General features: G+C 52.4%; 26 protein-coding genes. 2 read left to right on the top strand and 24 right to left on the bottom strand.

Annotated elements, in window-relative coordinates; all coding sequences use genetic code 11:
• Position 1: 1 nt before the first annotated feature.
• From WCN91_RS07910 to ccmA, 10 genes are read right to left on the bottom strand one after another with little or no spacing between them, the layout of a single operon-like run.
• Positions 2 to 739 carry an MlaA family lipoprotein gene (locus WCN91_RS07910; RefSeq protein WP_342677934.1) on the bottom strand — a complete coding sequence of 246 codons (738 nt, stop codon included), beginning with the start codon at positions 737 to 739 and terminating at the stop codon, positions 2 to 4.
• A gap of 8 nt (positions 740 to 747) precedes the next feature.
• Positions 748 to 1,986: a c-type cytochrome biogenesis protein CcmI gene (gene ccmI / locus WCN91_RS07905; RefSeq protein ID WP_342677933.1), complete on the bottom strand. Its 1,239-nt coding sequence runs from the start codon at positions 1,984 to 1,986 to the stop codon at positions 748 to 750.
• Positions 1,986 to 2,447, bottom strand: coding sequence for a cytochrome c-type biogenesis protein (locus WCN91_RS07900; RefSeq protein ID WP_342677932.1), 462 nt, complete (start codon positions 2,445 to 2,447; stop codon positions 1,986 to 1,988). The genes ccmI and WCN91_RS07900 overlap by 1 nt, the downstream gene beginning before the upstream one ends.
• Before the next feature lies 1 nt (position 2,448).
• Positions 2,449 to 3,012 carry a redoxin family protein gene (locus WCN91_RS07895; RefSeq protein WP_342677930.1) on the bottom strand — a complete coding sequence of 188 codons (564 nt, stop codon included), beginning with the start codon at positions 3,010 to 3,012 and terminating at the stop codon, positions 2,449 to 2,451.
• Positions 3,009 to 4,949 carry a heme lyase CcmF/NrfE family subunit gene (locus tag WCN91_RS07890; RefSeq protein WP_342677928.1) on the bottom strand — a complete coding sequence of 647 codons (1,941 nt, stop codon included), beginning with the start codon at positions 4,947 to 4,949 and terminating at the stop codon, positions 3,009 to 3,011. Before WCN91_RS07890 ends, WCN91_RS07895 begins: the two co-directional genes overlap by 4 nt.
• Positions 4,950 to 4,952: 3 nt before the next feature.
• The gene (gene ccmE / locus WCN91_RS07885) at positions 4,953 to 5,429 is read right to left on the bottom strand and encodes a cytochrome c maturation protein CcmE (RefSeq protein ID WP_342677926.1); all 477 of its coding nucleotides are present in this window, start codon (positions 5,427 to 5,429) and stop codon (positions 4,953 to 4,955) included.
• Positions 5,426 to 5,641, bottom strand: coding sequence for a heme exporter protein CcmD (ccmD, locus tag WCN91_RS07880; protein WP_105190496.1), 216 nt, complete (start codon positions 5,639 to 5,641; stop codon positions 5,426 to 5,428). The genes ccmE and ccmD overlap by 4 nt, the downstream gene beginning before the upstream one ends.
• Before the next feature lies 1 nt (position 5,642).
• On the bottom strand, positions 5,643 to 6,380 hold the full coding sequence (locus tag WCN91_RS07875) for a heme ABC transporter permease (protein ID WP_342677922.1): 738 nt from the start codon (positions 6,378 to 6,380) through the stop codon (positions 5,643 to 5,645).
• On the bottom strand, positions 6,380 to 7,066 hold the full coding sequence (gene ccmB, locus WCN91_RS07870; protein WP_342678122.1) for a heme exporter protein CcmB: 687 nt from the start codon (positions 7,064 to 7,066) through the stop codon (positions 6,380 to 6,382). Before ccmB ends, WCN91_RS07875 begins: the two co-directional genes overlap by 1 nt.
• A complete protein-coding gene (gene ccmA, locus WCN91_RS07865; protein ID WP_342677920.1) occupies positions 7,066 to 7,686 on the bottom strand; it encodes a cytochrome c biogenesis heme-transporting ATPase CcmA in 621 nt (206 codons plus the stop codon). The genes ccmB and ccmA overlap by 1 nt, the downstream gene beginning before the upstream one ends.
• Before the next feature lie 102 nt (positions 7,687 to 7,788).
• On the opposite strand from ccmA, the gene WCN91_RS07860 reads away from it, so the two are divergent.
• Positions 7,789 to 10,116: a flagellar hook-length control protein FliK gene (locus WCN91_RS07860; RefSeq protein WP_342677918.1), complete on the top strand. Its 2,328-nt coding sequence runs from the start codon at positions 7,789 to 7,791 to the stop codon at positions 10,114 to 10,116.
• 2 nt (positions 10,117 to 10,118) lie between these two features.
• Positions 10,119 to 10,424: an EscU/YscU/HrcU family type III secretion system export apparatus switch protein gene (locus WCN91_RS07855; RefSeq protein WP_342677916.1), complete on the top strand. Its 306-nt coding sequence runs from the start codon at positions 10,119 to 10,121 to the stop codon at positions 10,422 to 10,424.
• Here the strand turns inward: WCN91_RS07855 and WCN91_RS07850 are convergent.
• From WCN91_RS07850 to flhA, 14 genes are read right to left on the bottom strand one after another with little or no spacing between them, the layout of a single operon-like run.
• Complete coding sequence (locus WCN91_RS07850) at positions 10,421 to 10,837, bottom strand: DUF2802 domain-containing protein (protein WP_342677914.1); 417 nt, start codon at positions 10,835 to 10,837, stop codon at positions 10,421 to 10,423. The genes WCN91_RS07855 and WCN91_RS07850 overlap by 4 nt on opposite strands.
• A 3-nt stretch (positions 10,838 to 10,840) precedes the next feature.
• A complete protein-coding gene (locus tag WCN91_RS07845) occupies positions 10,841 to 11,335 on the bottom strand; it encodes a chemotaxis protein CheW (protein WP_342677912.1) in 495 nt (164 codons plus the stop codon).
• 20 nt (positions 11,336 to 11,355) lie between these two features.
• Positions 11,356 to 12,261 carry a chemotaxis protein CheW gene (locus WCN91_RS07840; RefSeq protein ID WP_342677910.1) on the bottom strand — a complete coding sequence of 302 codons (906 nt, stop codon included), beginning with the start codon at positions 12,259 to 12,261 and terminating at the stop codon, positions 11,356 to 11,358.
• Entirely contained in the window at positions 12,258 to 13,064 is an 807-nt protein-coding gene (locus tag WCN91_RS07835; RefSeq protein WP_342677908.1) for a ParA family protein, read from the bottom strand. The genes WCN91_RS07840 and WCN91_RS07835 overlap by 4 nt, the downstream gene beginning before the upstream one ends.
• On the bottom strand, positions 13,061 to 14,044 hold the full coding sequence (locus tag WCN91_RS07830; protein WP_342677906.1) for an OmpA family protein: 984 nt from the start codon (positions 14,042 to 14,044) through the stop codon (positions 13,061 to 13,063). The genes WCN91_RS07835 and WCN91_RS07830 overlap by 4 nt, the downstream gene beginning before the upstream one ends.
• Positions 14,045 to 14,048: 4 nt before the next feature.
• Complete coding sequence (locus tag WCN91_RS07825; RefSeq protein ID WP_342677904.1) at positions 14,049 to 14,813, bottom strand: flagellar motor protein; 765 nt, start codon at positions 14,811 to 14,813, stop codon at positions 14,049 to 14,051.
• Positions 14,806 to 15,969 (bottom strand): protein-glutamate methylesterase/protein-glutamine glutaminase, encoded by a 1,164-nt coding sequence (locus WCN91_RS07820; RefSeq protein ID WP_342677902.1) that lies wholly within the window; start codon positions 15,967 to 15,969, stop codon positions 14,806 to 14,808. The genes WCN91_RS07825 and WCN91_RS07820 overlap by 8 nt, the downstream gene beginning before the upstream one ends.
• Before the next feature lie 11 nt (positions 15,970 to 15,980).
• Positions 15,981 to 18,152: a chemotaxis protein CheA gene (locus WCN91_RS07815; protein ID WP_342677900.1), complete on the bottom strand. Its 2,172-nt coding sequence runs from the start codon at positions 18,150 to 18,152 to the stop codon at positions 15,981 to 15,983.
• Between the two features lie 15 nt (positions 18,153 to 18,167).
• Positions 18,168 to 18,917 carry a protein phosphatase CheZ gene (locus tag WCN91_RS07810; RefSeq protein WP_342677898.1) on the bottom strand — a complete coding sequence of 250 codons (750 nt, stop codon included), beginning with the start codon at positions 18,915 to 18,917 and terminating at the stop codon, positions 18,168 to 18,170.
• Between the two features lie 17 nt (positions 18,918 to 18,934).
• Entirely contained in the window at positions 18,935 to 19,318 is a 384-nt protein-coding gene (gene cheY, locus WCN91_RS07805) for a chemotaxis response regulator CheY (protein WP_342677896.1), read from the bottom strand.
• A gap of 29 nt (positions 19,319 to 19,347) precedes the next feature.
• Entirely contained in the window at positions 19,348 to 20,073 is a 726-nt protein-coding gene (locus WCN91_RS07800; RefSeq protein WP_342677894.1) for an RNA polymerase sigma factor FliA, read from the bottom strand.
• Between the two features lie 15 nt (positions 20,074 to 20,088).
• Positions 20,089 to 20,946: a MinD/ParA family protein gene (locus tag WCN91_RS07795; protein ID WP_342677892.1), complete on the bottom strand. Its 858-nt coding sequence runs from the start codon at positions 20,944 to 20,946 to the stop codon at positions 20,089 to 20,091.
• Positions 20,939 to 22,459, bottom strand: coding sequence for a flagellar biosynthesis GTPase FlhF (flhF, locus tag WCN91_RS07790; RefSeq protein ID WP_342677890.1), 1,521 nt, complete (start codon positions 22,457 to 22,459; stop codon positions 20,939 to 20,941). Before flhF ends, WCN91_RS07795 begins: the two co-directional genes overlap by 8 nt.
• 35 nt (positions 22,460 to 22,494) lie before the next feature.
• The gene (flhA, locus tag WCN91_RS07785) at positions 22,495 to 24,600 is read right to left on the bottom strand and encodes a flagellar biosynthesis protein FlhA (protein WP_342677889.1); all 2,106 of its coding nucleotides are present in this window, start codon (positions 24,598 to 24,600) and stop codon (positions 22,495 to 22,497) included.
• Positions 24,601 to 24,622: the final 22 nt, after the last annotated feature.

Genomic DNA, 24,622 nt, shown 5'->3' with positions numbered 1-24,622 from the left:
ATTATAGATTTTCTAAGAAATCATCGTCGTATTCTTCCGCTTCAGCCTCTTCCTGCAGCGGCGGTTCACCATCGTACAGCTCATACAGCTGACGCTGATAATAAACGTCCTTCACAAAAGTATAAGGGTCCAGAGACTCGTTCAACAGGCTCTCTTGCGGAATAAGCGAGGCACGGGTTTCAACCGCTTTCAACACAAACACCAAAATGGTTTCCGGGGTAGTCAAGGCAATTTCCGGCAACACAAAATTATCCACCACATCACCTGTAAGGTTACGGGCTGTGCTCGGCCCCATGCCCGGCAACATCAAATAAGCACCATCACCTATGCCCCAAACCCCCAGGGTCTGACCGAAGTCTTCATCCACATGCTCAAGACCAAGACTGGTGGCAATATCAAACAAACCGCCAATGCCAACCGTGGTATTTACCAAAAAACGCGCCATGGCGATACCGGTACGATCCGCCTTGCCTTGCAACGCAGCGTTAATGGCATCCGTTGGCGCGCTTATATTATCGGTAAAATTGGCAATTGAGCGGCGCACAGGTGTCGGCGTCACTTCCACATAACCAACCGCCACAGGACGTAGAATATAGGCATCGAGGACATCCATATTAAAGTCATACAGGGGACGGTTAACACTTTGCAATGGGTCGCGCGGGTCTTCCTTCTCCGGCGGCACCTGAGCACAGGCACTTAGCAGCAGTGCCGATAAGGTAATAAGAGTCTTTTTAAGCATCGTCTATCCTACTGAATCAAGGTATCTATGGTCACATCGACACTGGGTTGCTGCTGGCGGTTAAAGGGCTGAGATTTACCTTCTAACTCACCTAGGTCAACAGCCACGTCACCATCCTTTGAGATACGGGCAATCACTTGAATTTGCTCAAATTGTTGCAAACTCAATTGGGCCATCATGGCATCAGCCTCACTCAGAGTAACTGTCATGGGCAAAGAAAATTGCTCAAAACGCTTTACCGCCAATGGCATGGCCGGCCCTTCGGCGGCCTTGGCAAATACAAATAGCACCGCATTAAGAGGAATACGATCGGCTATTTCATCGGCCAGAGTCACCTGTACCTGCACCTTATGCGTCGGCTCACTGGTTTGCGCTTGCGCCAGACGCGCATCAATTTCTTTAATGCGTTCACTGACCATGGCATAACGGGAGTCCTGCTCATTCATGGTCAATAAGATCAGCTCAAAGGCGCTTTTAGCTTCGGCCCAATCCTTACGCTCGTAGGCTATCAAGGCCAGCATAGAAATGGCATCAATATTCTGTGGCTGCTTCTGCAACACCTGAGACAACAGCTTGGCCGCCTGATTCATCGCCATGTCATCGCCTTTGATAAGCAGCGACTGAGCATAACTGACCTTGGCACTGATATTTTCAGGGTCCATGGCCAATACCTTGTCGAATGCTTGCATCGCCATTTCATAATCGTTTAGGGTCATGGCCACACGACCCAGCATCAGCCAGGCCACTGCATCATCACCGTCTTGAGCCAAGCGGGTACGCAAACCAAGTAACAAGGCCTGACGCTCATTGGCATCAAGGGGCTCGCCCTTGCCCATCACCGCACGCTCACCCAATTCAGGCAGCTCAACCATGGCCTGTTCCCACGCCTGTAGCTGCGCCTGGTTACCGGTGAAATAATAGAACACGGCGCTAAGCAGCAGCAAAAATGAAGCGCCTGTCAGTGCCAAAATCCGGTTATTGCCACGGCTTTGCAGCTGTTGCTCTGGCGCTAAGTCATTCATCAGGCGTCTTTTAAGTTCCAGCAGCGACTCATTGAAGCTGGTTTGCGAAATGCGCCCAAGGGCTAAATCATCCGCCAACTCCTGCTGGCGCTGCTCAAAGATATCGATGCGCTCGGCATTAACGCTTGGGTTTGCAGCGCTTTCAAAGCGACGGAAAAACGGCCAGCACACAAATACTAAAGCGACAAAGCCTAAGGCCGCAAAGGCCCCCCATAATGACAACATTACGCAGACTCCTTGCGCTTATAGCGCGTGATCAACTTTTGCAGTTGTTGCTCATCTCTCTCAGACCAACTGGCTTTTTGCGCCGCCTTTTTCTGACGCAGAATAATAAAGGCAAAACCACCTAGCACGATAAGGCCGGGCAGAATCCACAGCAAAATAGTAGCAGGGGTAACAGGCGGCTGATAATGCACAAAGTAACCGTAACGATCGATCATGTAATCGATAACCTGATCCTTGCTCTGCCCTTCTTTAACCAGCAGCTCCACCTTATCGCGAAGGTCCTTGGCAACCACAGCATCTGAGTCGGCGATATTCTGGTTTTGACACTTGGGGCAACGCAGCTCCTTGGTCAGCTCAGTAAACAAGGCCGCCTGCTCATCGTTGGTAAAGTCGTACTTTTCTTCCACCGCACTGGCGGAAACGGCAAATACCAAGGCCAATAATACAAACACAAAACGCATTTTATTCTCCCAGTAGCGGCGCAAACTTGGCACGCCACACTCGCTCGTTAACATCACCTGTGTGATGCACCAGCACCTTGCCTTCGCCATTGACCAGGAAGGTCTCCGGCGCACCTGAGACACCTAAGTCCAAAATAAACTGGCGGTCTAAATCAAGCATATTAAATTGATAAGGGTCGCCAGCGCGGGCCAACATATCGCGCACTTCCTGTTGCAACGCCGTTAAGTCGAAACGGTCGCCGAAGTCCGGATCATAGCCCTGCTCGTAATACAAACCCACTATGGTCACGCCACGCTCACGCAGCTCGGTTAAGTAACCCAGCTCCGCCAGACAAGTTGGACACCAGGTGCCCCAGACATTGATCAAATAGGTTTGACCGGCCATATCGGCATTGGTCCAACGCTTTTGCGGCGCCATCAGATCCGGTAAATCAAAGGCAGGCAGTGCCTGATTTACACGGCCACTTTGCAGCTCACGGGGGTCAGAGAACAGACCCTTTAGCAGAAACGCGCACAGCAGAATAAATACCGCCAGTGGCGTCAATACTAACCACTTTTTGTTCATGCCTGTGCCTCCTTGGGATTGCGACGACGATAGCGACGGTCAAACAGGACGATAAAGCCAGCCAAAGAAATCAAGATACCGCCCAACCACATCACCCGTACATAAGGCTTATGGTAAATGCGTAGTGACCAGGCACCACCGGTTAACTGCTCACCCAGGGCAAGATAAAGATCTCGCCTCAGGCCGGCATCTACCGCTGCTTCGGTCATAAACTGCATGCCGATATCGTAGCGGCGCTTTTCCGCGTGCAGTACGGTTTCCAGCTCGCCTTCATTAAATACGGTAACCACTCCAGCATGGCCTGTGTAGTTTGGTCCGCGAATGACTTTAACGCCATCGAAACGGAAATCATAACCGCCTAAGGCCACCTGCTCACCTGGCATAACACGTACATCACGCTCACTTGAATATGCCGAAGTCAGAGCCACAGACATAATCACCAGCGCCAGACCTATATGACCCAATTGCATGGCCCAATAGCTTAAACCTAAACGCTTGATTGATTGCGCCTGCGCGGTTTTCTGAAGCAGATCCTGAGCGCTCATGACTATAATCCACAGCGCTAACGCAGTAGCCATAAAGGTTAAAGCACTGACCTTGGCAAAGCTGCTAAACAACCAGGCGCCGGTAAGCACCAGAGCAATCACTACGCCTAATCCATATTTACCCGCCACTTGCTTCAGCTTGTTTTGCTTCCAACGCAGCAGTGGCGCTGCACCCAGCAATAAGGCAAAGGGCACAAGCAAATAACTAAACATCTGATTGAAGAAGGGCTCACCGATGGAAATCGAGCCTAAACCCAGTTCCTTATGAACCATGGGCAATAGCGTACCCAGCAGCACGATAAGCGTCGCCACCACCAGCAGAATATTATTCAGCCAGAGCGCGACCTCGCGAGAGAACAGGCTATAGCGACCTTCACTCGATACATGACCGGCGCGCAGAGCATAAAGCGTTAAACCGCCGCCCACCACTATGGCCAGGAAGGCAAGGATAAACATGCCGCGATCCGGGTCCGAGGCAAAGGCGTGAACCGAGACAATAATGCCCGAGCGCACAATAAAAGTGCCCAGTAGACTTAGTGAGAAAGCGGCAATGGCCAAAAGCACTGTCCAGGACTTAAAGATGCCGCGCTTTTCCGTCACAGCTAATGAGTGCAACAGCGCCGTGGCCACCAGCCAGGGCATCAGAGAAGCATTTTCTACCGGATCCCAGAACCACCAGCCCCCCCAGCCAAGCTCGGCATAAGCCCACCAACTGCCGATGGTGATACCCAGGGTTAAAAAGCCCCAGGCCGCCATGGTCCAAGGGCGCGACCACTTGGCCCAAAGGTTATCCAACTGGCCGGTAAGCAGTGCGGCGATGGCAAAGGCAAAGGAAACTGACAGACCCACATAGCCCATATACAAAAGCGGCGGATGAATGATCATGCCCGGGTCTTGCAACAGCGGGTTAAGGTCTCGTCCTTCAACCGGATAATAAGGCAACAGGCGGTCAAATGGACTCGACATCAAAAGGGTGTAAAGCATAAAGCCGACGGCCAAAAAGCCCAGTACGCCCAGTACACGGGCACGTAACGGCCAAGGCAAAGACTTAGACAGCAGCGCCACCGCCGCCGTCCAACCAGCCTGCATTACCAACCACAGGAGAATGGCCCCTTCGTGGCCACCCCAGGTCGAGGTGATCTTGTAATACCAAGGCAAGGTACTACTTGAGTGGTGGGCCACATAGGCCACGGTGAAGTCATCGGTCAGACTGGCGTAAATCAGCGCCGCAAATGAAAGCAGCACAAAGATAAACTGGCCCACCGCCAATGACGGCGCCGCGCGCATCAGACGTAAATTGCCTGTGTGCGCGCCCCACATAGGAAAAATAAACAACAGCACACAGAGCACCATTGCCAGGGTTAATGAAAAATAACCGAGCTCTGGGATCATAACTTAGTAGCCGTTGTTGTTATAAGTTGGTTTCTGGTGCTTTATACCCTTCACCGCTTCGGCGACTTCTTCGGGCATGTATTCTTCATCGTGCTTCGCCAGCACTTCGAATGCCTCGATCACATCGCTTTCAATCAGGGTGCCCTGTGCCACTATGCCCTGCCCCTCACGGAACAGATCAGGCAAAATGCCTTTATAGCGAATGGTTACCATGGGGCCGCTATCGATCAGCTTAAACTCAACGAATAGCGAGTTTTCATCGCGTTTCACCGTACCCGGTACCACCATGCCACCGATACGCAGCTTTTGTCCCACACTAGGCTTTTCAAGCTCAGGACCCTTACCGTTGATCAACTCGCTCGGGGTATAGAAGAGGTTAATGTTTTCTTGCAGTGCGTACAAAGTCAGGCCCACGGCGCTGGATAGGCCGAATAACAAAGCAATAATGGTTAATAGGCGTTTTTTACGTCTTGGGTTCATGACTGCGACTCCTGCTGCTTAGCCTGCTTGGCTTTTTCAATACGTTGCTCACGGGCTGTTTGTGCCGATACCTGCTGTAATAATTTACGTTTCTCTTGAACCGAGCTTACCACCAGGGCGATAAGAATTAACGCACAGCTGCCAAACGATAACCACACATAAAAGGCGTAGCCGCCCATGGCGAAAAATTCTGAAAGACTGTCAAACTGCATCTTATTTGCCTCCCGCCAGGGCCTTCACCCAGGGACGATGTTGCTCGCTTTTTAGGATTTCGGTTTTCAGGCGAATGAGCGTCACCGCACCTAAGAAGCCGGCAAAACCAAGGATATTAATCATCAAGGGCCAGAACATGCTCGGATCGATGGCCGAGGTATCGAACTTGGTGATGGTGGCGCCCTGATGCAGGGTATTCCACCACTCTACCGAGAAATGAATAATCGGCAGATTAACCACGCCAACCAAGGCAAGAATAGACGCCGCCTTACCCCCGGCGCGCTTATCTTCAAAGGCATAATAAAGAGAGATCACACCCAGGTATAAGAACAATAAAATCAACTCTGAGGTTAAACGGGCATCCCATACCCACCAGGCACCCCACATGGGTTTACCCCAGGCGGCACCGGTCAGCAGCGCAATAACAGTCATGGCCGCGCCTACCGGCGCAATGGCAATCACCGCCAGCTGGGCATTGCGAATTTGCCACACCAGGGCCACCAAGGCAGCAATGGCCATGGACGAATACGCCCCCATGGACCAAATAGCCGACGGCACATGGATAAAGATGATGCGATAGCTGTCTTTTTGCTGGTAGTCAGCAGGCGCAAAGGCCAGCCCCCATACCCAACCCACCAGGATGCCGAGCACGGCAACCACGGTAAAATAAGGCAGCAGGGTGTTACACAACTGATAGGCCCTTTCGGCCTTAGCGTAGGGATGTAACCACTTCCACATTAGTTAATACTCACTTTCAATGCTGATGAAACGGCAATAGGCGCAAGCACGATAGCGACGGCTAAAAATGCGCCTAGAATCGCAAGCTGGCCGCCATAAGCCAGGGACATGCTGGCGGTATCGATGGCGGAGGTCGCGAAAATTAATACGGGTATATAAAGCGGCAGGACCAATAAACTTAGCAGTACCCCACCCTTTTGCAGGCCCACGGTGAGCCCGGCGCCGATGGCGCCGATCAAGCTCAGCAGCGGCGTGCCGATCAGCAGGGTCAGCATCATGGCGTTCAAGGCCTGCGATTGTAAATTCATCAAAAGCGCGAACAGTGGCGCTAAAATAACCATGGGCAATCCAGTGACCGTCCAGTGTGCCGCCACCTTAGCCGAAACGCTCAACGACAGCGGAAAAGGCGACAGCATCAGCTGCTCCAAGGTGCCGTCCAGGTAATCGTCGCGAAAGAGCTTGTCCAGACCCAACATGGTCGCCAATAAGGCCGCCACCCAGATAATCCCCGGCGCCATGCGCGCCAGTAAATTCGGCTCAGGGCCAATGCCCAGCGGAAACAGGGTGATAACGATTAAAAAGAACAATAACGGATTGATAATGTCACTGCGCTGGCGAAACGCCAGACGAACATCTTTTTTATATACGCTGGCCCACACGCGCCAATAAGAATGATTCTGTGCTATCAAATGCGATACTCCAGCTGCAACTTGATAAGCTTATCAAAGTGCGTGGTGAGGTCCTGGTGGCTGGTCAGCAAAATAGCGCCGCCCGAGGCCAGATGCTCGGCAAAACGCTGCTGCAGCAGTTGCACGCCTTTTTTGTCCACCGCGGTGAAGGGCTCATCCAACAACCACAGGGGCGCACGGTTTAACCATAAACGCGCCAGGGCCACACGGCGCTGCTGCCCGGCAGAAAGCTGACGCACCGGCACATCTTCAAGGCCAACCAGACCCAGGTCGGCAAGCACCTCGTAGAGATCTAAGCCGCTTTCGAGACCATGGGTATTAAGCCAAAACTGACAATTTTCTAAGGCATTAAGGGCAGTGTTCACGCCGGTTTTATGACCGATAAACAGCACATTCTCGGCGTACTCGTCATAATTACGACCAATACACTGCTGGTTAAATTTTACTTGCCCCTGCATAGGCTCGGCGAAGCCCGCTAAAATACGTAATAGCGAGGTTTTTCCGGCACCGTTAGGACCTTCTAACTGCATGATCTCGCCCGATTTTAGGGTAAAACTTAGGTCTTCGAACAAACATCGCTCTTGCTTTATACAAGTGACTGCGTCAACGTGTAGCACAAACAGGGTTTCTCAATGCTTAAAATTGGGCGATAGTCTACCATAATGCTAAGCTAATGCGAAAAATTGCAGGCAAAACTTTGATCTCGTGCAGGGGGGAATATGTCGGGTCCATTTGCCCCTTTAACTAACCAAGCCTCGGTGCTGGAAATTAACGTCTCGAGCGAGACCAAACAGCAAGTGCAATTACCCCAAGAGCAACCCTTGGCGGCCCGAAATATTCGCATTGACCCCCAGCAGATAAGCATGGAAGTGCACATGCCTGGGCGAGGACAATGGCAAGATGTTAGTTTTACGCTCAGCCCCCCGCAGCCTCAGCTTGCCGGTGTGCACCTGGACAGCGCCGAAATCCTGCTAAACGGCCATGGCCAGCTACAGCTGCGCCCCACAGAAACCAGCCTTAATATCGACAAAGCCCGGTTGCTCTATCAACTTATTTCAACCCTAGTGGCGCCAAAAAGCTCAGGGGCAACGCCAGCCAGAGTCCAATTAGCCGCTTATCTGGATAATCGGGGCCATATTCAACTGCCGCAATTAGCGGCCAGCCTGCAAATCAATAACGCGACCCAGGCATTGCTTCGCGGTGATACGCAAGCGCTGGCGGTGGAGCTGCGCCTGACACCAGCGCAGGGAAAATCATCCCTGCAAGCCATGCTGCTGCTCAATGATAGCACCCGACTTCCTCTCCCCTTAGCCGATAATAAACTGATGCAATGGCTGCTCAAGAGCCCACCGAAACTGGAGCTAACCCTGCAATCAAGCGCGCCAAGCAAAACAGCTCCCCCTCTGGCGCAGCTGTTGCTGACGCTAGCCAATGGGCAACAAACGCCTTTGACCAAGGTCGCACTACCCCAAGGCGAACGCGCTCTGCTACAGGGGCAAACCCTGCCTGTGCAACTTAAATTGGATAACAGCGGCCAGTTACAGCTGCAAATACAGCCACAGAGTCTGCGTTTTCATATCCAGGCAGCGGCATTTGCAGGCACAGGAGCATCAAAAGCGGACTCGACAGCTGTGATGGCAACCCAGTCTCCATCTCCCGGCGCAGCTTCCGTGAGTGATAGCATTTCTAAGCCTGTAAAAACACAGGTGTTATCACAGCCGCTCAGTTGGCAGGCGGCCCTCTATAACAAGCTGCTGGGCTCGGTAAAGCAGGACAAGACCCTCTCTTTGGCTCCATCCTTGTTACAAAGCCAGGCCAAAACCTTGCTGACTCCCCTGCTCCAGGTCTCGCCAATGCGCCCTTTAGCAGAAACTGTTCAGATGCAAATGCCATTACAGACGCAAATGCCCAGCGTGCCAAGCCTGGTGCGTCAACAGGCGCCCTTGCTGGCACTAATAGTACAGATGCAGGGCTTGGTTAAAACCAGTATTCAGCACCGGCCACCTGGCACTGAAAACGCCCAGCCTTCTTTACCTGAGCCGATAAAGGATACGAATTCCTCAGCAGGCTTCTCGGCAAACACTCAAGCAGACAAAGGAGTAGGCGCAATACTGACGCCCCTGCCCTTAACCCAGGCTCTGACGCAAAAGCTGCAACAATTGCTGACTCCGGGCCAGCTGGTGCGTCATCATTTAACCCAACTCGACACCCAGCTTATGCAGGCGCCCAAGGAGCTGCAACAGCTGGTCAATCAGGCCTTCGCCAAGATGATAGGACCGCATACATCCAGTGTGCAAAATGCGGCGCAGGTCCAAGCCCAGCTGCAGCCCTGGACTATGTCATCACAACAATGGCAAAGTTCACTTAGTGCCGAGCTCGACCAGCTGGTGACCGCCTTGGTGGCGGCGCCCATTGTCGGTGCTCAAAGCGCAGCGAGCACCCAGGCTCTGGCTTCGGCTCAATCCAGCAATAGCTTATTGCCCCTGCTGCAACTCTTGCTAGGAACAAGTGGCAAAACTCCAGAGGCACAGCTGCGTGCGGATAACCTGCTACAACAATTGCAATCTCCGGCGGCGCAGGCGCTTCTTGAACAGCTGGCTCCTATACAGCAACAAATGACACCTCAAGCTAGTTTGCAGAGCCAAGGTGCACAGCCGGATAACAATGCCCTAGTGCAGCTGTTATTACCCATGCGCCTGCCACCGGATATAGGGCATAGCGAGCTGCTTCTTGGTCGTTATCAAAAGAAGAATAATAAAGGGGAAACGCACCAAGTGTGGTTTGTGCGCATGCAGTTTGATTACGGCAAACAGGGTGAGCTCAGCGTGCAGGTGCAACTAAGCCAGCAACAGCTTAACTGCGCCCTTAAGGCCAGCTCCCATACCCTGAGCGAATTAGCACAACAACATAGCGAAGACTTAAGACGCAACCTGCAACAGCATGGCTTATCCGTGCCTGCCATAGAGGTGCAACAAGTCAGCGAACAACAGGCCCGGCGTTGGCAAAAATTTTATCGCCGCCACAGCATAGTCAATCTCAAGGTGTAGATATGAGCAGTCACGAGCAACGCAGCGCCATTGGCCTATTGTACCAAGAAGGCAGCGCCCCCCATGTCAGCACCAAGGGTTTTGGCGAGCTGGCCGAGCAGATCATTGCCGCCGCCGAGCAACAGGGAATTTTAATTCATCAGGATAAGGAGCTGGCAAATACCCTGGCGGCCTTACAACAAGGCCAGGAGATCCCGCCAGAGCTCTATTATGTGATAGCCGAGCTTATCGCCTTTTCCTATGTATTACGGGGAAAATACCCGCCGGGGTGGCAGAATTTTAGCAATAAGCTCAATATTAAAGCCTAATTTTTTCGATGCAGAGAGAAAAGCAGTTCGGCTTCCGCCAGCGGCAACTCGCATTCACGCATCACCTCATCAAGTGGCGCGCCCAGTTCGATCATTTTTACCGCCCGGGAATACAGCTTGGCTTGGGGATCCGCCTCTTTAAAACTGTGCTGTTGCTGCGCCAGCTCCTCGGTACGACCTTGCAGATGCTGGACATGATTGGCCATGTTTTCTATCGCGGTGCGCACCTCGGCAATTTCGGCGCGCAGAATTTGAGTTTGCTCTTGCTCCTGCTCCGTTTGTACCAGTTGCGCCAGCACTTGGGCATGGTTGGCATGCAAGCGCGTCACACGCAGCCATAAAATCAGCACGCCCACAGCCAGTAGCAAGATCAGGCTGGCACCTATAAGCATGGAGGTAGTCAGTTCGTTCATTACTTAAAGGTTACTCAGCTCATCCCACTCATCATCATTGAGTAGTTTATTTAAATCAACCAAGATCAATAGCTCACCATCGCGATTGGAAACACCTTGAATAAACTTGGCGCTTTCATCGGTGCCAATACTAGGCGCACTGTCGATGTCGGAGCTGCGCAGATAAACCACCTCGGCCACCGAGTCCACCAAGATACCTATCACCTGCTTTTCCGCCTCGATAATCACTATACGTGACTGCTCCGTCACCTCAGCATCCATCAGGCCGAAACGGGCGCGGGTGTCTATCACTGTAACCACATTACCGCGCAGATTAATAATACCGAGCACATAATTGGGCGCCCCGGGCACGGGAGCAATATCGGTATAACGCAGCACTTCTTGCACCTGCATTACATTGATACCATAAGTTTCGTCCTGCAATCGGAAGGTCACCCATTGCAAAACCTCATCACTGCTATCCACATCATGTGCAGAGACTTGTCGCTGTTCGCTCATATTTGGCTCCATTGATACTTTTATTGCGCCTGGCTATCGAGTCCCTGCTCCAGCAGCAGCTGTAAGTTTTCGACATCGATTAAAGCACACATTTTTTCTTTTATAACGCCGGCCAACCAAGGTCTTTTACCATGACTTTGCCGCCATTTTACGTCTTCGCTTTTTAGCGTGACATTGTTGATCAGGGTTTCAGCGCTCAGACCCCACTGGGATTCTCCGAGCATAATCACGTACTTGTAGTTTAAAGCCTGCTGCAATTGTTTGTCATATTTTTCTGGCATTACCCAAAGAGCCGTATCCACCACATTGATTTTCTCATCTCGGTTAAGCATCACGCCGCTAAACCAATCGGGTTTGCCGAACAATTGATTAAGCTCGCTGCGCTGATGAATGCCGCCGAGGGATTTTAGCGGTACCGCTAGGGTTAAACCGGCCACCTCGAAAAATAAGGCCTGGAACTCGCCCTGCATATACTGCTCGCGCGCCGCCTGCGGTGCTCGCAATGGCGTTTGCTCGGTGTTATCTGCCTCTGGCTTTACTGGTGGCTCTGCTGCTGGTTTGCTCAAAACCTCAGGTGCCACCTCGGGCACGGGTAACACAGGCTCGACCGGGGTTGGCTCGACAACCGGCACAGGCGTCAATTCCTGCACCTGCTCTTGTCGGGGCTCCTGCTGCAGCGCCTGTGGCTCTGCTTGCTCTTGGGGTTGCGATCTCAGTTCCACCTGCGCCAATAATTGCGCCACGGCACTCATGGCCAGCTCTTCTTGTGCCATAGGTGACAAGGGATGATGAGCTGCGGGCTTGACTACTTGCTTGACTATTTGCGGCTGCGGCTCCAGCTCTTTCTCTTGCGGCTCTGCGAAGACATCTTCCTGTAACAGGGCGTCGAGATATTGGCGCATAACCTTGTCATTCATACCGCTCATGCTTGCTCTTCCCGCTGTTGTAGGTAATCAAGCAGATGACGATAGGCCTGTACGCCGCGAGCTTTACTTGAGTGCTTACTGGGCACCTGCTGCGCCAAACTGGCGTCGCGGAATTTTGTGTCTATGGGGATCACCCCGGGCCAGACATTGTCGCCATAGCTGGCGAGCAACTGTTTGTAGGCCACCAAAGACGCCTTGGTGCGCTTATCAAACATGGTTGCCACAACTGTATACTTGTAAGCATTGCCGCAGGCAGTGCCATCGCCCTTAGGGGCAGCACTGATTTGCATCAGCTCCATGGTGCGCATCATGCGCTCTAAGCCCTTAAGGGCCAAAAACTCGGTTTGCACCGGCACTAAAACATGGTCGCTGGCGGCTAAGGCATTGACCATCAAGACCCCAAGTACAGGGGGACAATCTAAAATGGCATAATCATAATCATCGCTTATCTTCGCCAGCACCTTTTTAAGGATCAGCCCCATACCGCTTTGTGTACCCATGCTTCTGTCCAAAGTAGCAATGGCCATGGTTGCCGGCAGAATATCGATATTCTCCACTGCGGATGGGCATAAGGCTTGCAGGATTTCTTCCCTTTGCATTTCCCTGCCACGGGAAAAGACATCATAAGCACTGACTTCAATGCGCTCCGAGTCAATGCCAAAATAATAGGTCAAAGAAGCATGTGGGTCGGTGTCGATAAGCAATACCCGCTTACCCTGCTCCGCCAGCAAACCGGCCAAGGCCACCGAGGTAGTGGTTTTACCTACACCGCCTTTTTGGTTCGCCACAGTCCAAACTTTCATTGTCCGTTATCCTCGCTGCGCGTGGTAATGCGAATGCCGCCATGAGGCAGCTGTATTATTTTTATGCTGTTATCCTGCCCCGGCCTTTGTACCTCCTGCGCTTGCGGCTCTTCGCTGGAGTCATGGCTCTTAGGCGCAGCCATTGCTGAAACCTCGGGCATTGGCAAGGCATATTTAGAAATGGCGATCACCACCTTACGGTTTTGTGCCCGCCCTTGCGCACTGCCGTTATCGGCAAAGGGACTGTATTGGCCATAGCCCTCAAGGGCCATTCGCTCGGGAGCTATCTGCTCCTGCTGCAACTGCTTAACCACGGCCGCGGCACGGGCCGCCGACAGCTGCCAGTTGGAACTAAATAATTCGTTGTTAATAGCCAGATCGTCTGTGTAGCCGCGAATGCGCAGGTAATTGCGCTGCGTTGCCAGCACCTGGGCAATGCGCGCTATTACCGCCTCGGCCTGATTTGTGACTGTGGCGCTGGCACTGGCAAATACCATGGCGGAATTCATTTCTATGCTAAGCCAGTCTTGATCTAACTGTAACTGAGCATCGCCCTGGCGTATCTCTTTAAGCAAGGTGTTGGTGAGCTCATCGACCAGGCTCTCTAAGGGTTCACCCAGTTGCTGCTTGGGCAGCTGAGTCACATCACCCTGCTCAGGTAAAAGCTGGGTGCTGGCCTGGTGCTCCTTTTGCAGGCTTTGACCATGTAAGAGCGCCTCATTGGGCGCTAAGGGCTGGGTCAGTAAACCTTGGGCTCCGGCGCCAGTATCATCGCTGGCGGGGGCATGGGTGGCCTTGGTGAAGATCTGCTCCAGAGATTGCGAGAACACCTTGAACTGCTCATCTTTATGATTAATGGCAATGGCGTAGAGCACCACAAACAAGGCAAACATTATGGTCATATAGTCGGCATAAGACACCAACCACCTATGGGTATGTTGTGATGCTTTGGCTTGGGCTCGACGGTGGCGCAGACGCATAAGGCTAGTATCCTGAACTCACATGACGCTCGGCGATATAGGCCTCTAGCTTTAACTCGATATTGGCTGGCGTTTCCCCGGTTTGCATAGCCACTATACCCTCGGCAATAAGCTCGTGATAAAGCATCTTTTCTTCAATCACCTGCTTGAGCTTATTGGCAACCGGCAATAACAGCAGATTAGCCAGGCCAACACCGTAAATGGTGGCCAAAAACGCGGTAGCAACACCGGCACCTAGCTGCTGTGGCTCGGTGATATAGGCCATGGCCTGAATTAAGCCCAGCACGGCGCCCAATATGCCTATGGTTGGCGCATAACCGCCCATGGCCTCATACACCCTGGCGGCATCAAGCAAGCGTTCGCGCTCCAGCGTCAGTTCAATATCCAGGGTATCGCGTAAACGCTGCTCCTGGGTGCCGTCAATCAACAGGCTTAAGCCCTTAGCCGCGTATGGGTCTTGGGTTGTTAGCGCATATTCTTCCAGCGCCAAATAACCTTTTTGTCTGGCGGTGCTGGTCCATTCCTTAACCTGCTCTATACCCGCTTCCATATCGTAGCTTGGCGGTGTAAACACCCATTTAAAGATTTCCAGCGACTTTTTAAAGGTCGGCAGCTGAGATTGCAGCATCACCGCACCCAAGGTGCCACCGAGCACTATGATCAGCGCCGGCACATTGATAAGGGCGCTGACCACGCCACCTTCCAGGCTGTAGCCCAAGGCGATGGCGCCAAGAGCAAGAATAAGACCGATCAGGGAGAGCTTATCCATGGCCTACCTCCTTGATTAAATGGCTGGCAACATCTTCTAGCGCTAACTGATGATCATGCAAACCGGCACTGACTACGGCCTGCGGCATGCCATAGACCACACAAGAGCGCTCATCCTGAGCCCACACCCTGGCGCCGTACTGCTTTAACATACGCGCCCCTTCACGACCATCGGCACCCATGCCGGTCAGCACTATAGCTAATACATCACCGCCAAACTTCTTGGCACTGCTGGCAAAGGTAACATCAACGCTAGGTTTATAGGTGATCCTCGGGTTGTCATCGGTAAACACCTTAAGTTTTGCCGTAGTGGCGCGAGGGTCTAGCATCATTTGTTGGCCACCGGGGGCCAAATAGGCGGTGCCGGGTTTTAAGGTATCGCCCTGCTCGGCCTCTTTCACGTCAATCTTACAAAGATTATTTAAGCGCTGAGCAAAAGCCGGGGTAAAGGCCGAGGGCATATGCTGTACCAGTAAAATAGGCAGCGGAAAGTTTCGGGGTAACTGGGTTAAAATGCTTTGCAGTGCAACCGGACCGCCGGTTGAAGTGCCTATCACCACTAAGCGATAATTTTTTCCCGATGCCCGAAAACCATTCACTCTAGGACTTGGGCTAGCGCTAACGCTTGGCTCAGTTTGAGTTCTGGATTGAGTAAACTGACTTTGCGGTGCACGAACGGGACGCGCATTGTTAAGGGCTGCTGTAGACCCAGGTGCAGTTGTTGGCGTCGCCATGGCTGGACGGCGCCAACTCATTAAACGACGGCGCCCTAATTCTTTGACCTTGCGCTGCAGTATAGCCACGGCGTCATCGTTATTGCGGGCTATGTCTTCGAATTTTTTCGGCAAGAAATCAAGTGCCCCGGCGTCCAGAGCATCCAAGGTGGCACCGGCTCCTTCCCGGGTTAAAGACGAGAACATCAAAATAGGCGTGGGTGTCTTGGCCATGATCTGCTTCACCGCCGAGATCCCATCAAGCACCGGCATTTCCACATCCATGGTGATCACATCCGGGCGCAAGGCCGCAGCTTTGGCCACCGCATCGGCACCATTAACGGCCGTGTCTATTACATCGATATCGCTATCGGCAGCAAGAATTTCGCTAACACGACGGCGAAAGAAACTCGAATCATCAACAATCAGAACTTTTACAGGCATGGGGCAGTCACCTAGTTCACGCTGGAGCGGCCAGCATAATGTTTTAACATGCTCGGCACATCGAGGATAAGAGCAATGCCACCGTCGGAGGTAATGGTTGCGCCGGCCATGCCGGGCGTCCCTTGTAACAAGGCATCAAGGGGCTTGATCACCACCTCTTCCTGACCAATCAGGGAGTCCACTACAAAGCCCACCTGCTGGGTACCAATTTGTACTATTACCACATGCCCCTTGGCCTTGCGCTGGGTTCTATCGGCGCCCTTCACCAGCCAATGCTCCAAATAAAACAAGGGTAAGGCTTTATTGCGCACGATAATGGTCAGCTGGCCATCGACCACATTGGTCTTGGTTAAATCCAGGTGGAAAATTTCGTTCACCGCCGCAAGCGGCAAGGCAAAGGTTTGCTCGCCCACCACCACCATCAGGGTTGGCAAAATAGCCAGGGTCAGGGGTACCTTAATGTCTAAGCGAGTACCCACACCCAATTGCGATTCGATATTAATGCTGCCGTTAAGCTGGCTTATCTTGGTTTTCACCACATCCATGCCAACGCCGCGTCCGGAAATATCTGAGATTTGTTCCTTAGTAGAAAAACCCGGCGCAAAAATCAGGTTATAGGCCTCGTTATCACTTAAACGGGCAGCCTGATCGGCATCCAATACGCCCTTATTGATGGCGATATTTTTCAGTTTTTCCGCGTCCATTCCGGCGCCATCATCTTGAATGCTCAAAAGAATATGGTCGCCTTCCTGGGAGGCAGAGAGCTTCACCAAACCGGTGCGGGATTTACCCGCCTGCTCGCGCACATCGGGCATTTCTATGCCGTGATCAACTGAGTTGCGCACCAGGTGCACCAAGGGATCGGCTAGGGCTTCGACTAGGTTCTTATCGAGATCCGTGTCTTCCCCTTCCAATACCAGGGAAATGTCTTTTTGCAGACTGCGTGCCAGATCACGTACCACCCGAGGGAAGCGTCCAAAGACCTTTTTAATCGGCTGCATGCGAGTGGCCATCACCGCCCCCTGCAGATCCGCGGTGACCACATCCAGGTTGGCAATGGCCTTACCCATTTCCTCACTGTTGCTGCTGTTGGCCAAAGTCAATAAACGGTTACGTACCAGCACCAGCTCACCAACCATGTTCATGATCTGATCCAAACGCTTGGTGTCGACCCTTAGCGTGGTCTCAGCGGCTGGCGCCGCAGGGGCTTTAGCGGCGGGCTTATCCGCCGACTGCGCAAGCGGTTTTGCTGTCGCCGCGACAGGTGCCGGTGTAGATGTAGGTGTAGCAGCAGATGCCACCTTGGGCTCAGCCGGGCTACTCGCAACCGGAGCTGGGTTTGCCAAAGCTGTGGGGCCATTGCCTTTACCGTGAAGCTCATCGAGTAAGGCATCGAATTCGTCTTCGCTGATTTCCTCATCATCACTGTTGCTGGCGGTATAAGTCTCGTCCGGCGCTGTTTCTATATCAGCTGCGCTCGTTGTCGGACTAAGCGTGCCAAAGTTGCCGGGGCCGTGCAATTCATCGAGCAAGGCATCAAATTCATCGTCGGTAATATCGTCATCGCTTGCGTCGATAGTCGCTGCGTTATCCACCGACTCCTCATTACCCGGACCTTTCCCTACTCCATGCAGCTCATCAAGCAAGGCATCAAATTCGTCTTCGCTGATTTCATCTATGCCTGCGCCGGACTCATCCATAAAGGTCATGGCGGCATCTTCAACCGCTACCGGCTCGGGCTCTACTGCTGGCTCAACAACGGGCGCTGGCGTAGTAAGGGCTTCATCGGCGGTTTCAGGTTCACTCAGCTGATGCAAAACAGCCAAGAGCTCTGGGTTTGCGGGTTCGGGTTGCTCGCGCTGCTGAATTTGCGCAAACATCTCGTTAATGGTGTCCAGCGCTTGCAAGATCACATCCATCAGCTCGGCACTGACGCGACGCTGTCCCTGACGCAGGATATCGAAGACGTTTTCAGCACCATGGCAGGCATCAACCAGCTCATTCATGGCCAGGAAGCCAGCGCCGCCTTTCACCGTGTGAAAACCACGGAAGATGGCATTAAGTAGATCCTTGTCTTCGGGATTATTTTCCAGCTCCACCAATTGCTCAGACAGCTGCTCTAATATTTCACCCGCTTCGACAAGAAAGTCCTGCAAAATATCTTCATCTACTTCAAAGCTCATGCAAGCGCACTCCTGTTAGAATCCCAGACTCGACAATAAATCGTCGACCTCGTCCTGGCTTGACACCACATCATCACGAGATTCTTTATCAATAATGGGCCCTTCCGGGCCTTCGCCGTTGACCTTACTGGCCACTTGTTCTTTTTCTAATAGCTCGGACTCTTCACCACCGAATACGGTCAATAGGTGGATCAAACTCTCTTCCACTTCACGCACCAATTCGATAATTCTGCGGATCACCTGACCGGTCAAGTCCTGATAGTCCTGCGCCATCAACACATTGTTGAGTAAGTCGTGCAGCTCCAAGGTGCTGCTCTGAGAGCGATCCATAAAACCGTCAAGCTGATGACACAGTTGCTTAAACTCGCCTAGCTGCAGGTCGCGGCGCATCAACTTATCCCAATTGGGTTTGATCTGATGCAGATCAGTGGACAAACGCTCGGCAATGGGCAGGCTGGCCTCCACCGCATCCATGGTTTTATTCGCCGCCTGCTCGGTCATTTCCATAACATAATTGAGACGCTGTTTGGCATCTGGAATAGCTTCGTTGGTCAGGTCTGAAAGACGCGTATCCAGCTGGAAATTCTTCAACGATTCATGCAGTTGACGTGTGAGTTTTCCCACCTCGGCAAACAGCTCGGATTGCTCCTTCGAAGCCGCATCCAAGATCAACTGGTCGGCTTTTTCCTGCTCGCCCTGTTCCAAAAACACCACAAGCTGCTTGGCCTGCTCCAGGGTAATATGAGGTGCAGCGGACGCTGACATAACCCTCTCCTTCTTAATTAACCTAAGCGCTCAAACACTTTTTCCAGCTTGGTTTTCAAGGTCGCGGCGGTGAAAGGCTTAACTATATAACCATTCACACCGGCCTGGGCGGCGGCAATAATTTGTTCTTTTTTGGCCTCGGCGGTCACCATTAATACGGGTAGGTGTTTTAGTCGCTCGTCGGCGCGAATGGCGCGCAACAGGTCAATACCTTGCATGCCCGGCATGTTCCAGTCGGTAACCACAAAATCAAAGTCCTGATTTTGCAGCATGGGCAAGGCCGTAATGCCGTCATCCGCCTCTAGCACATTGGTGAAGCCTAAATCACGCAAGAGATTTTTAATGATTCTTCTCATGGTGGAAAAGTCGTCAACCACAAGGATTTTCATGTTCTTATCCAAAGTATCCTCCGTAAACCCGCTTTACTTTATTAATTGATCCAATCATTGATCTTGGCTCTAAGCCTGATCATTGCCTGACTATGTATCTGGCTCACACGCGATTCACTGACCGCGAGTATGTGCCCAATTTCTTTTAAATTCATTTCATCGTTGTAGTACAAGGACAGCACCAGAGCATCGCGCTCGGGCAAAGACTTGATAGCCTTAACCAAGGCGGCATTAAATCTTTCGTTATGCATGCTGGCAAAGGGTCGGTTGACCTGCTCCGGCTCATGCTCACAAGCGCCGATAACGTCTTCATCAACGCCGAGATCTTCTATGCCAATGACCTTGGCACAGTTCACATCGTTTAAAATCGAATGATATTCTTCAAGTGAAATTTCAAGCCGTTGCGCAACTTCTATATCCTTGGGTTCGCGCCCCAAGGTTCGCTCCAAATCATGGATGGCCTGTGCTATGGCGCGACTATGGCGGTGCAAGGAGCGCGGTGCCCAATCGCCGCGGCGAATTTCATCAAGCATGGCGCCACGAATACGAATACCGGCAAAGGTTTCAAAGCTGGCGCCCTTAGTGGCATCGAAATTTCGTGATGCTTCGATAAGCCCTATCATGCCCGATTGGATAAGATCATCCAGCTGCACACTGGCCGGCAAACGCGCCAACAAATGGCAGGCGATACGCTTAACCAAAGCCGCATGGCGCTCCACAAGAGAGCCTAATTGCTGTTGCTGTTGATACCCTGCGACTTTGTTCATAGCCGTCCTATACCGTTAGCGGCCTACGAGCTTTTCAATAAAGAATTCTAGATGTCCCGAAGGGTGATTCGGCAACGGCCACTGGGTGGCCTTGTTGGCGAGGTTCTTCAGCGACACAGATGCCGGAGAGTTGGGGAATAAATCGACCACGGCCTTTTGTCGGCGCGTGGCTTTACGCATGTTCTCGTCATAAGGCACAGCGGCAACCAGCTCAAGCGAGACATCGAGAAAACGGTCGGTAACCTTGGAAAGCTTGGCGAATAGGTCCTGGCCCTCGCGCAGACTGCGCACCATGCTGGCAACGATTTTAAATTTGTAAACGCCATGCTCGCGGCTAAGTACTTTGATCAGAGCATAGGCATCGGTGATCGATGTGGGTTCATCACATACCACCACTACCACATCTTGTGAGGCGCGGGAAAAACTTAGCACCATATCGGAAATACCGGCGGCGGTATCGACAATCAGCACGTCATATTCACTATCGAGTTCGCTAAAGGCGCGAATTAGGCCCGCATGTTCGCTAGGGCTCAACTCAACCATGCTCTGGGCGCCCGAAGAAGCGGGAGCGATACGAATGCCTGCGGGACCTTCCACCAGAATATCGCGCAGATGGCATTCGCCATTGAGCACATGAGAGAGGTTTTTTTCCACTCGTAAACCAAGCATTACGTCGCAGTTGGCCAGACCCAGGTCGGCATCAAGTACCAAAACCCGTTTGCCTAGCTGACCCATGGCAATGGCCATGTTCAAGGAAACATTGGTTTTGCCTACACCGCCTTTGCCGCCGGTTACGGCGATCACTTTCACGCCTTGACTATTATTATTCATTCTGCGAAGACCGCTTGCCTGATCCAAGATGGTGTTAATCATACATTCCTACTGCTGGTGACGCTAGCGTCTGACGCCCCGCTGGAGCTGATGTTGCTTGCGCTTTTTGGCGTTTTATAAACAATTGCTCAGCCTTTCTCACCATTTTTTCCGAGTTTGCCACCCGGATATCTTCTGGCACACGCTGACCGTTGGTAAGATACCCTATTGGCAGGCGATTTTGAATCGCCACACTAATAATCTCACCCAAACTTAGACTTTCATCAAGCTTTGTGAAAATACAGCCGCTTAGGTCTACCATTTGGAAGTGTTTTATGGCTTCTTGTAATACTTCGCGCTGGGCCGTGGCACTGAGCACCAAATAGCTGCGGATCTCCACAGCGGCACTGCGCATCAGGGTATTTAACTGCTCAGTTAAACGCATATCGCGCTGGCTCATACCTGCGGTGTCAATGAGCACCAAGCGCTTATTACGCAACTGAAATAAGGTATCGGCTAATTCGCTGGCATCTTTAACCTGCTTCACCGGACAACCGATAATACGGCCATAGGTTGCCAGTTGCTCAAAAGCACCAATACGGTAGGTGTCTGTAGTGATCAAGGCCACCTGATCGGCACCGTATTTTTGCGCCCCCAGGGCGGCCAGCTTAGCTACTGTCGTGGTTTTACCCACACCGGTCGGACCTACTAAGGCATAAACGCCACCATGGCGTAAAATTTCGTTGCCCGTGGTGTGCATATGCTTGTGCGTCATTTCCATTACGCTCTGCCAGGCTTGCTGACGGGAAACGTCATCAGGCACATAACGCACTAACTGCTCTGCCACCTTGGTATCAATCCCCATGCCTTGTAAGCGTTCGATAAAGCAGGCGCGGGTTGGGTCACGGCGGGCGCGGTCTTGCGAGAGCAAGCCCGATACCTGGTGTTCCAGCAATTGGCGAATGGCATTCATTTCATCGCGCATGGCGGTAATTTCATCCTGCTCGGCAGAAGTGCTTTGCGCGAGCTCATCCAGGTCATCGCCGTCCAGATCATCACCCAGCTGCTGGGTAGACATTCTAGGCTCGGGACGTGGCGTATGGGATTGCACTCGCGGTTGTTCTTGCGGTTGGAAACGCGACTCTGTCGCACCATAGCCTGCGGCATGTTGAGGCGTTCCTTGCTGTGCTGACTGATGCAAATCGATACCAGACTGCGAAAACATATCTGCTAGGACAGCATTTTTCGGCTGTGGATTTTGACGCTCTAACAGGGCCTGTAAAGAATCCGCCACGGGTGTGCGCTCACGCTCTTGTTGGCCATGCACTCGGGCACTGTGATTATAAGGCTGTAGTATACGCGGCTGTGGACTTGCCTGCTGGGCTTGCGTGCTAGGTGCAACGGCACTTGGCTGGGCAGCAGTCGCATTAGGGCGCTCATGATCGATTGCGGCAACGATTTCCACCCCATCGGCGAGCTTTTTATTCGACATGATCACCGCGTCGGCACCGAGTTCGTCCTTTACTTCTTTTAATGCGCTGCGCATGTCTTTAGCAAAAAAGCGTTTAATTTTCATAAGTTCACCCTTTAAGCAACGGCCAGGCCATTGGTTTATTGCTGTCCTACGGAGCTGACTATCTTAATTTGACGCTCATCGGGGACTTCCTGATAAGACATCACCCTAAGGCCGGGAATGGTGTATTTAACAAAGCGTGATAACACCGTTCGCAGCATGCCTGAGGTCAATAAGATGGAAGGTTCACCAGCCATTTCTTGGTTTTGGTGGGCTTCACTGAGCGAGGCTTGTAATCGCTCGGCTAGGCCAGGTTCGATACCGGCCCCTTCATCTCCTGCGTTCTGAAGTGACTGATGCAACATCTGTTCCAACTCAGGCGCCAATGTTATGACAGGAATTTCCGGGCTTGCGCCCACTGCGTCTTGCACTATTAAACGGCGCAGAGAAATACGTACCGCTGCGGTTAATACATCTGGGTCCTGGCTACGCGGGCCGTACTCCACCAGGGTCTGCACTATGGTGCGCATATCGCGAATGGCGACCCCTTCGTTAAGCAGGTTTTGCAGCACTTTCACCACTGTCGTCAAGGGCAGCACCTCGGGCACCAGGCCCTCCACCAAACGCGGATGACTCTTGGCCAGCATATCGAGCAGGCTCTGTACTTCTTCGTGACCAAGCAGCAGCGCAGCATTGTTAGTGAGCAACTGGCTGATATGGGTGGCAACCACGGTAGCGGCATCCACCACCGTATAACCTAAGGATTGGGCTTCGTCTTTTAGTTCTGGCTTTATCCACACCGCATCCAGACCAAAGGCCGGATCCTTAGTAGCAATGCCGTTAACCGGGCCAAATACCTGACCCGGATTAATGGCCAGCTCGGCGCCGCTGCTGAGCTCGCCATCGCCGCTGGACACCCCCATCAGGGTAATGCGGTAAGCATTGGGGTCGAGCTCTAAATTATCGCGAATATGCACAGGTGGCACCAAAAAGCCAAACTCTTGCGAGAGCTTTTTACGCACCCCTTTAATACGGCTTAGCAGCTCGCCACCTTGAGCCTGATCAACTAGGGGAATTAAGCGATAGCCCACTTCCAGACCGATCACGTCCACCTGCTGTACATCATCCCAGCCCAGCTCTTTGGGCTCATCGCGGGTCGCTACTTGGGTGCCAGCGCCCTGCGTCGCCTGCTGTTGCTCTTGCAACTCGGCCTCGCGCGCCTGTTTTTGTGATAAATAAGCAATAAAGCCCAGTAAGGCACCCAGACCCAAAAAGGCCAAATGCGGCATGCCCGGCACTAGACCCATGGTGACCAAGATACCGCAGGCTATCCACAGGGCTTTATCATTGCCCAGCTGGTTTTTGACCTGCTCGCCCATGTTGTGGGTTTCATTTTGTCGCGTCACCACTATGGCGGTGCCAATAGATAGCAATAAGGAAGGCAACTGAGCGACCAGGCCATCCCCTATAGTCAGCAGGGTATAAACCTCCATGGCCTGACCAAAGCTAAGATCATGCTGGATCATGCCGACGAACAAGCCGCCAACTATGTTGATGATAAGAATAACGATACCGGCGATGGCATCGCCTTTTACAAACTTACTTGCACCGTCCATAGAGCCGTAGAAATCCGCCTCACGGGTCACTTCTTCACGGCGCTCACGGGCTTGCTCGGCGCTGATAAAGCCGGCATTTAAATCCGCGTCTATGGCCATTTGCTTACCCGGCATGGCGTCCAAGGTAAAGCGCGCCGACACCTCGGAGATGCGCCCGGCACCCTTGGTGATCACCACAAAGTTGATGATAATAAGAATTAAAAAGACCACTAAACCGACCGCATAGTTACCGCCGATCACCACAGAGCCAAAGGCTTCAATCACCTTACCGGCGGCATCACCACCTTGGTGACCTTCGAGCAGCACCACCCGAGTACTGGCGACATTCAGGGCCAAACGCATTATGGTGGCGACCAAGAGCACCGCCGGAAACATACCAAAATCCAGGGGTTTTAAGGTATAAACGGTTACCAGCAGCACCACCAGGGCCAAGGCGATATTAAAGGAAAAGAGAATATCGAGCAGAAACGGCGGCATGGGCAAAACCACCATGGCCAGCGCGGCCAGCACCAATAAAGGCGTCCCTACGCCCTTGGCATATTCTTTTTTATCGCGATTAAGCTGGGTTAAAACGGCCTTAAAATCCATAAATGCGCACAGCAATAAATTG

This window comes from Pseudoalteromonas qingdaonensis (genome assembly GCF_038739665.1).
GTDB classification, from domain to species: Bacteria; Pseudomonadota; Gammaproteobacteria; order Enterobacterales; family Alteromonadaceae; genus Pseudoalteromonas; species Pseudoalteromonas qingdaonensis.
This window is presented reverse-complemented; position numbering and strand designations above follow the sequence as displayed.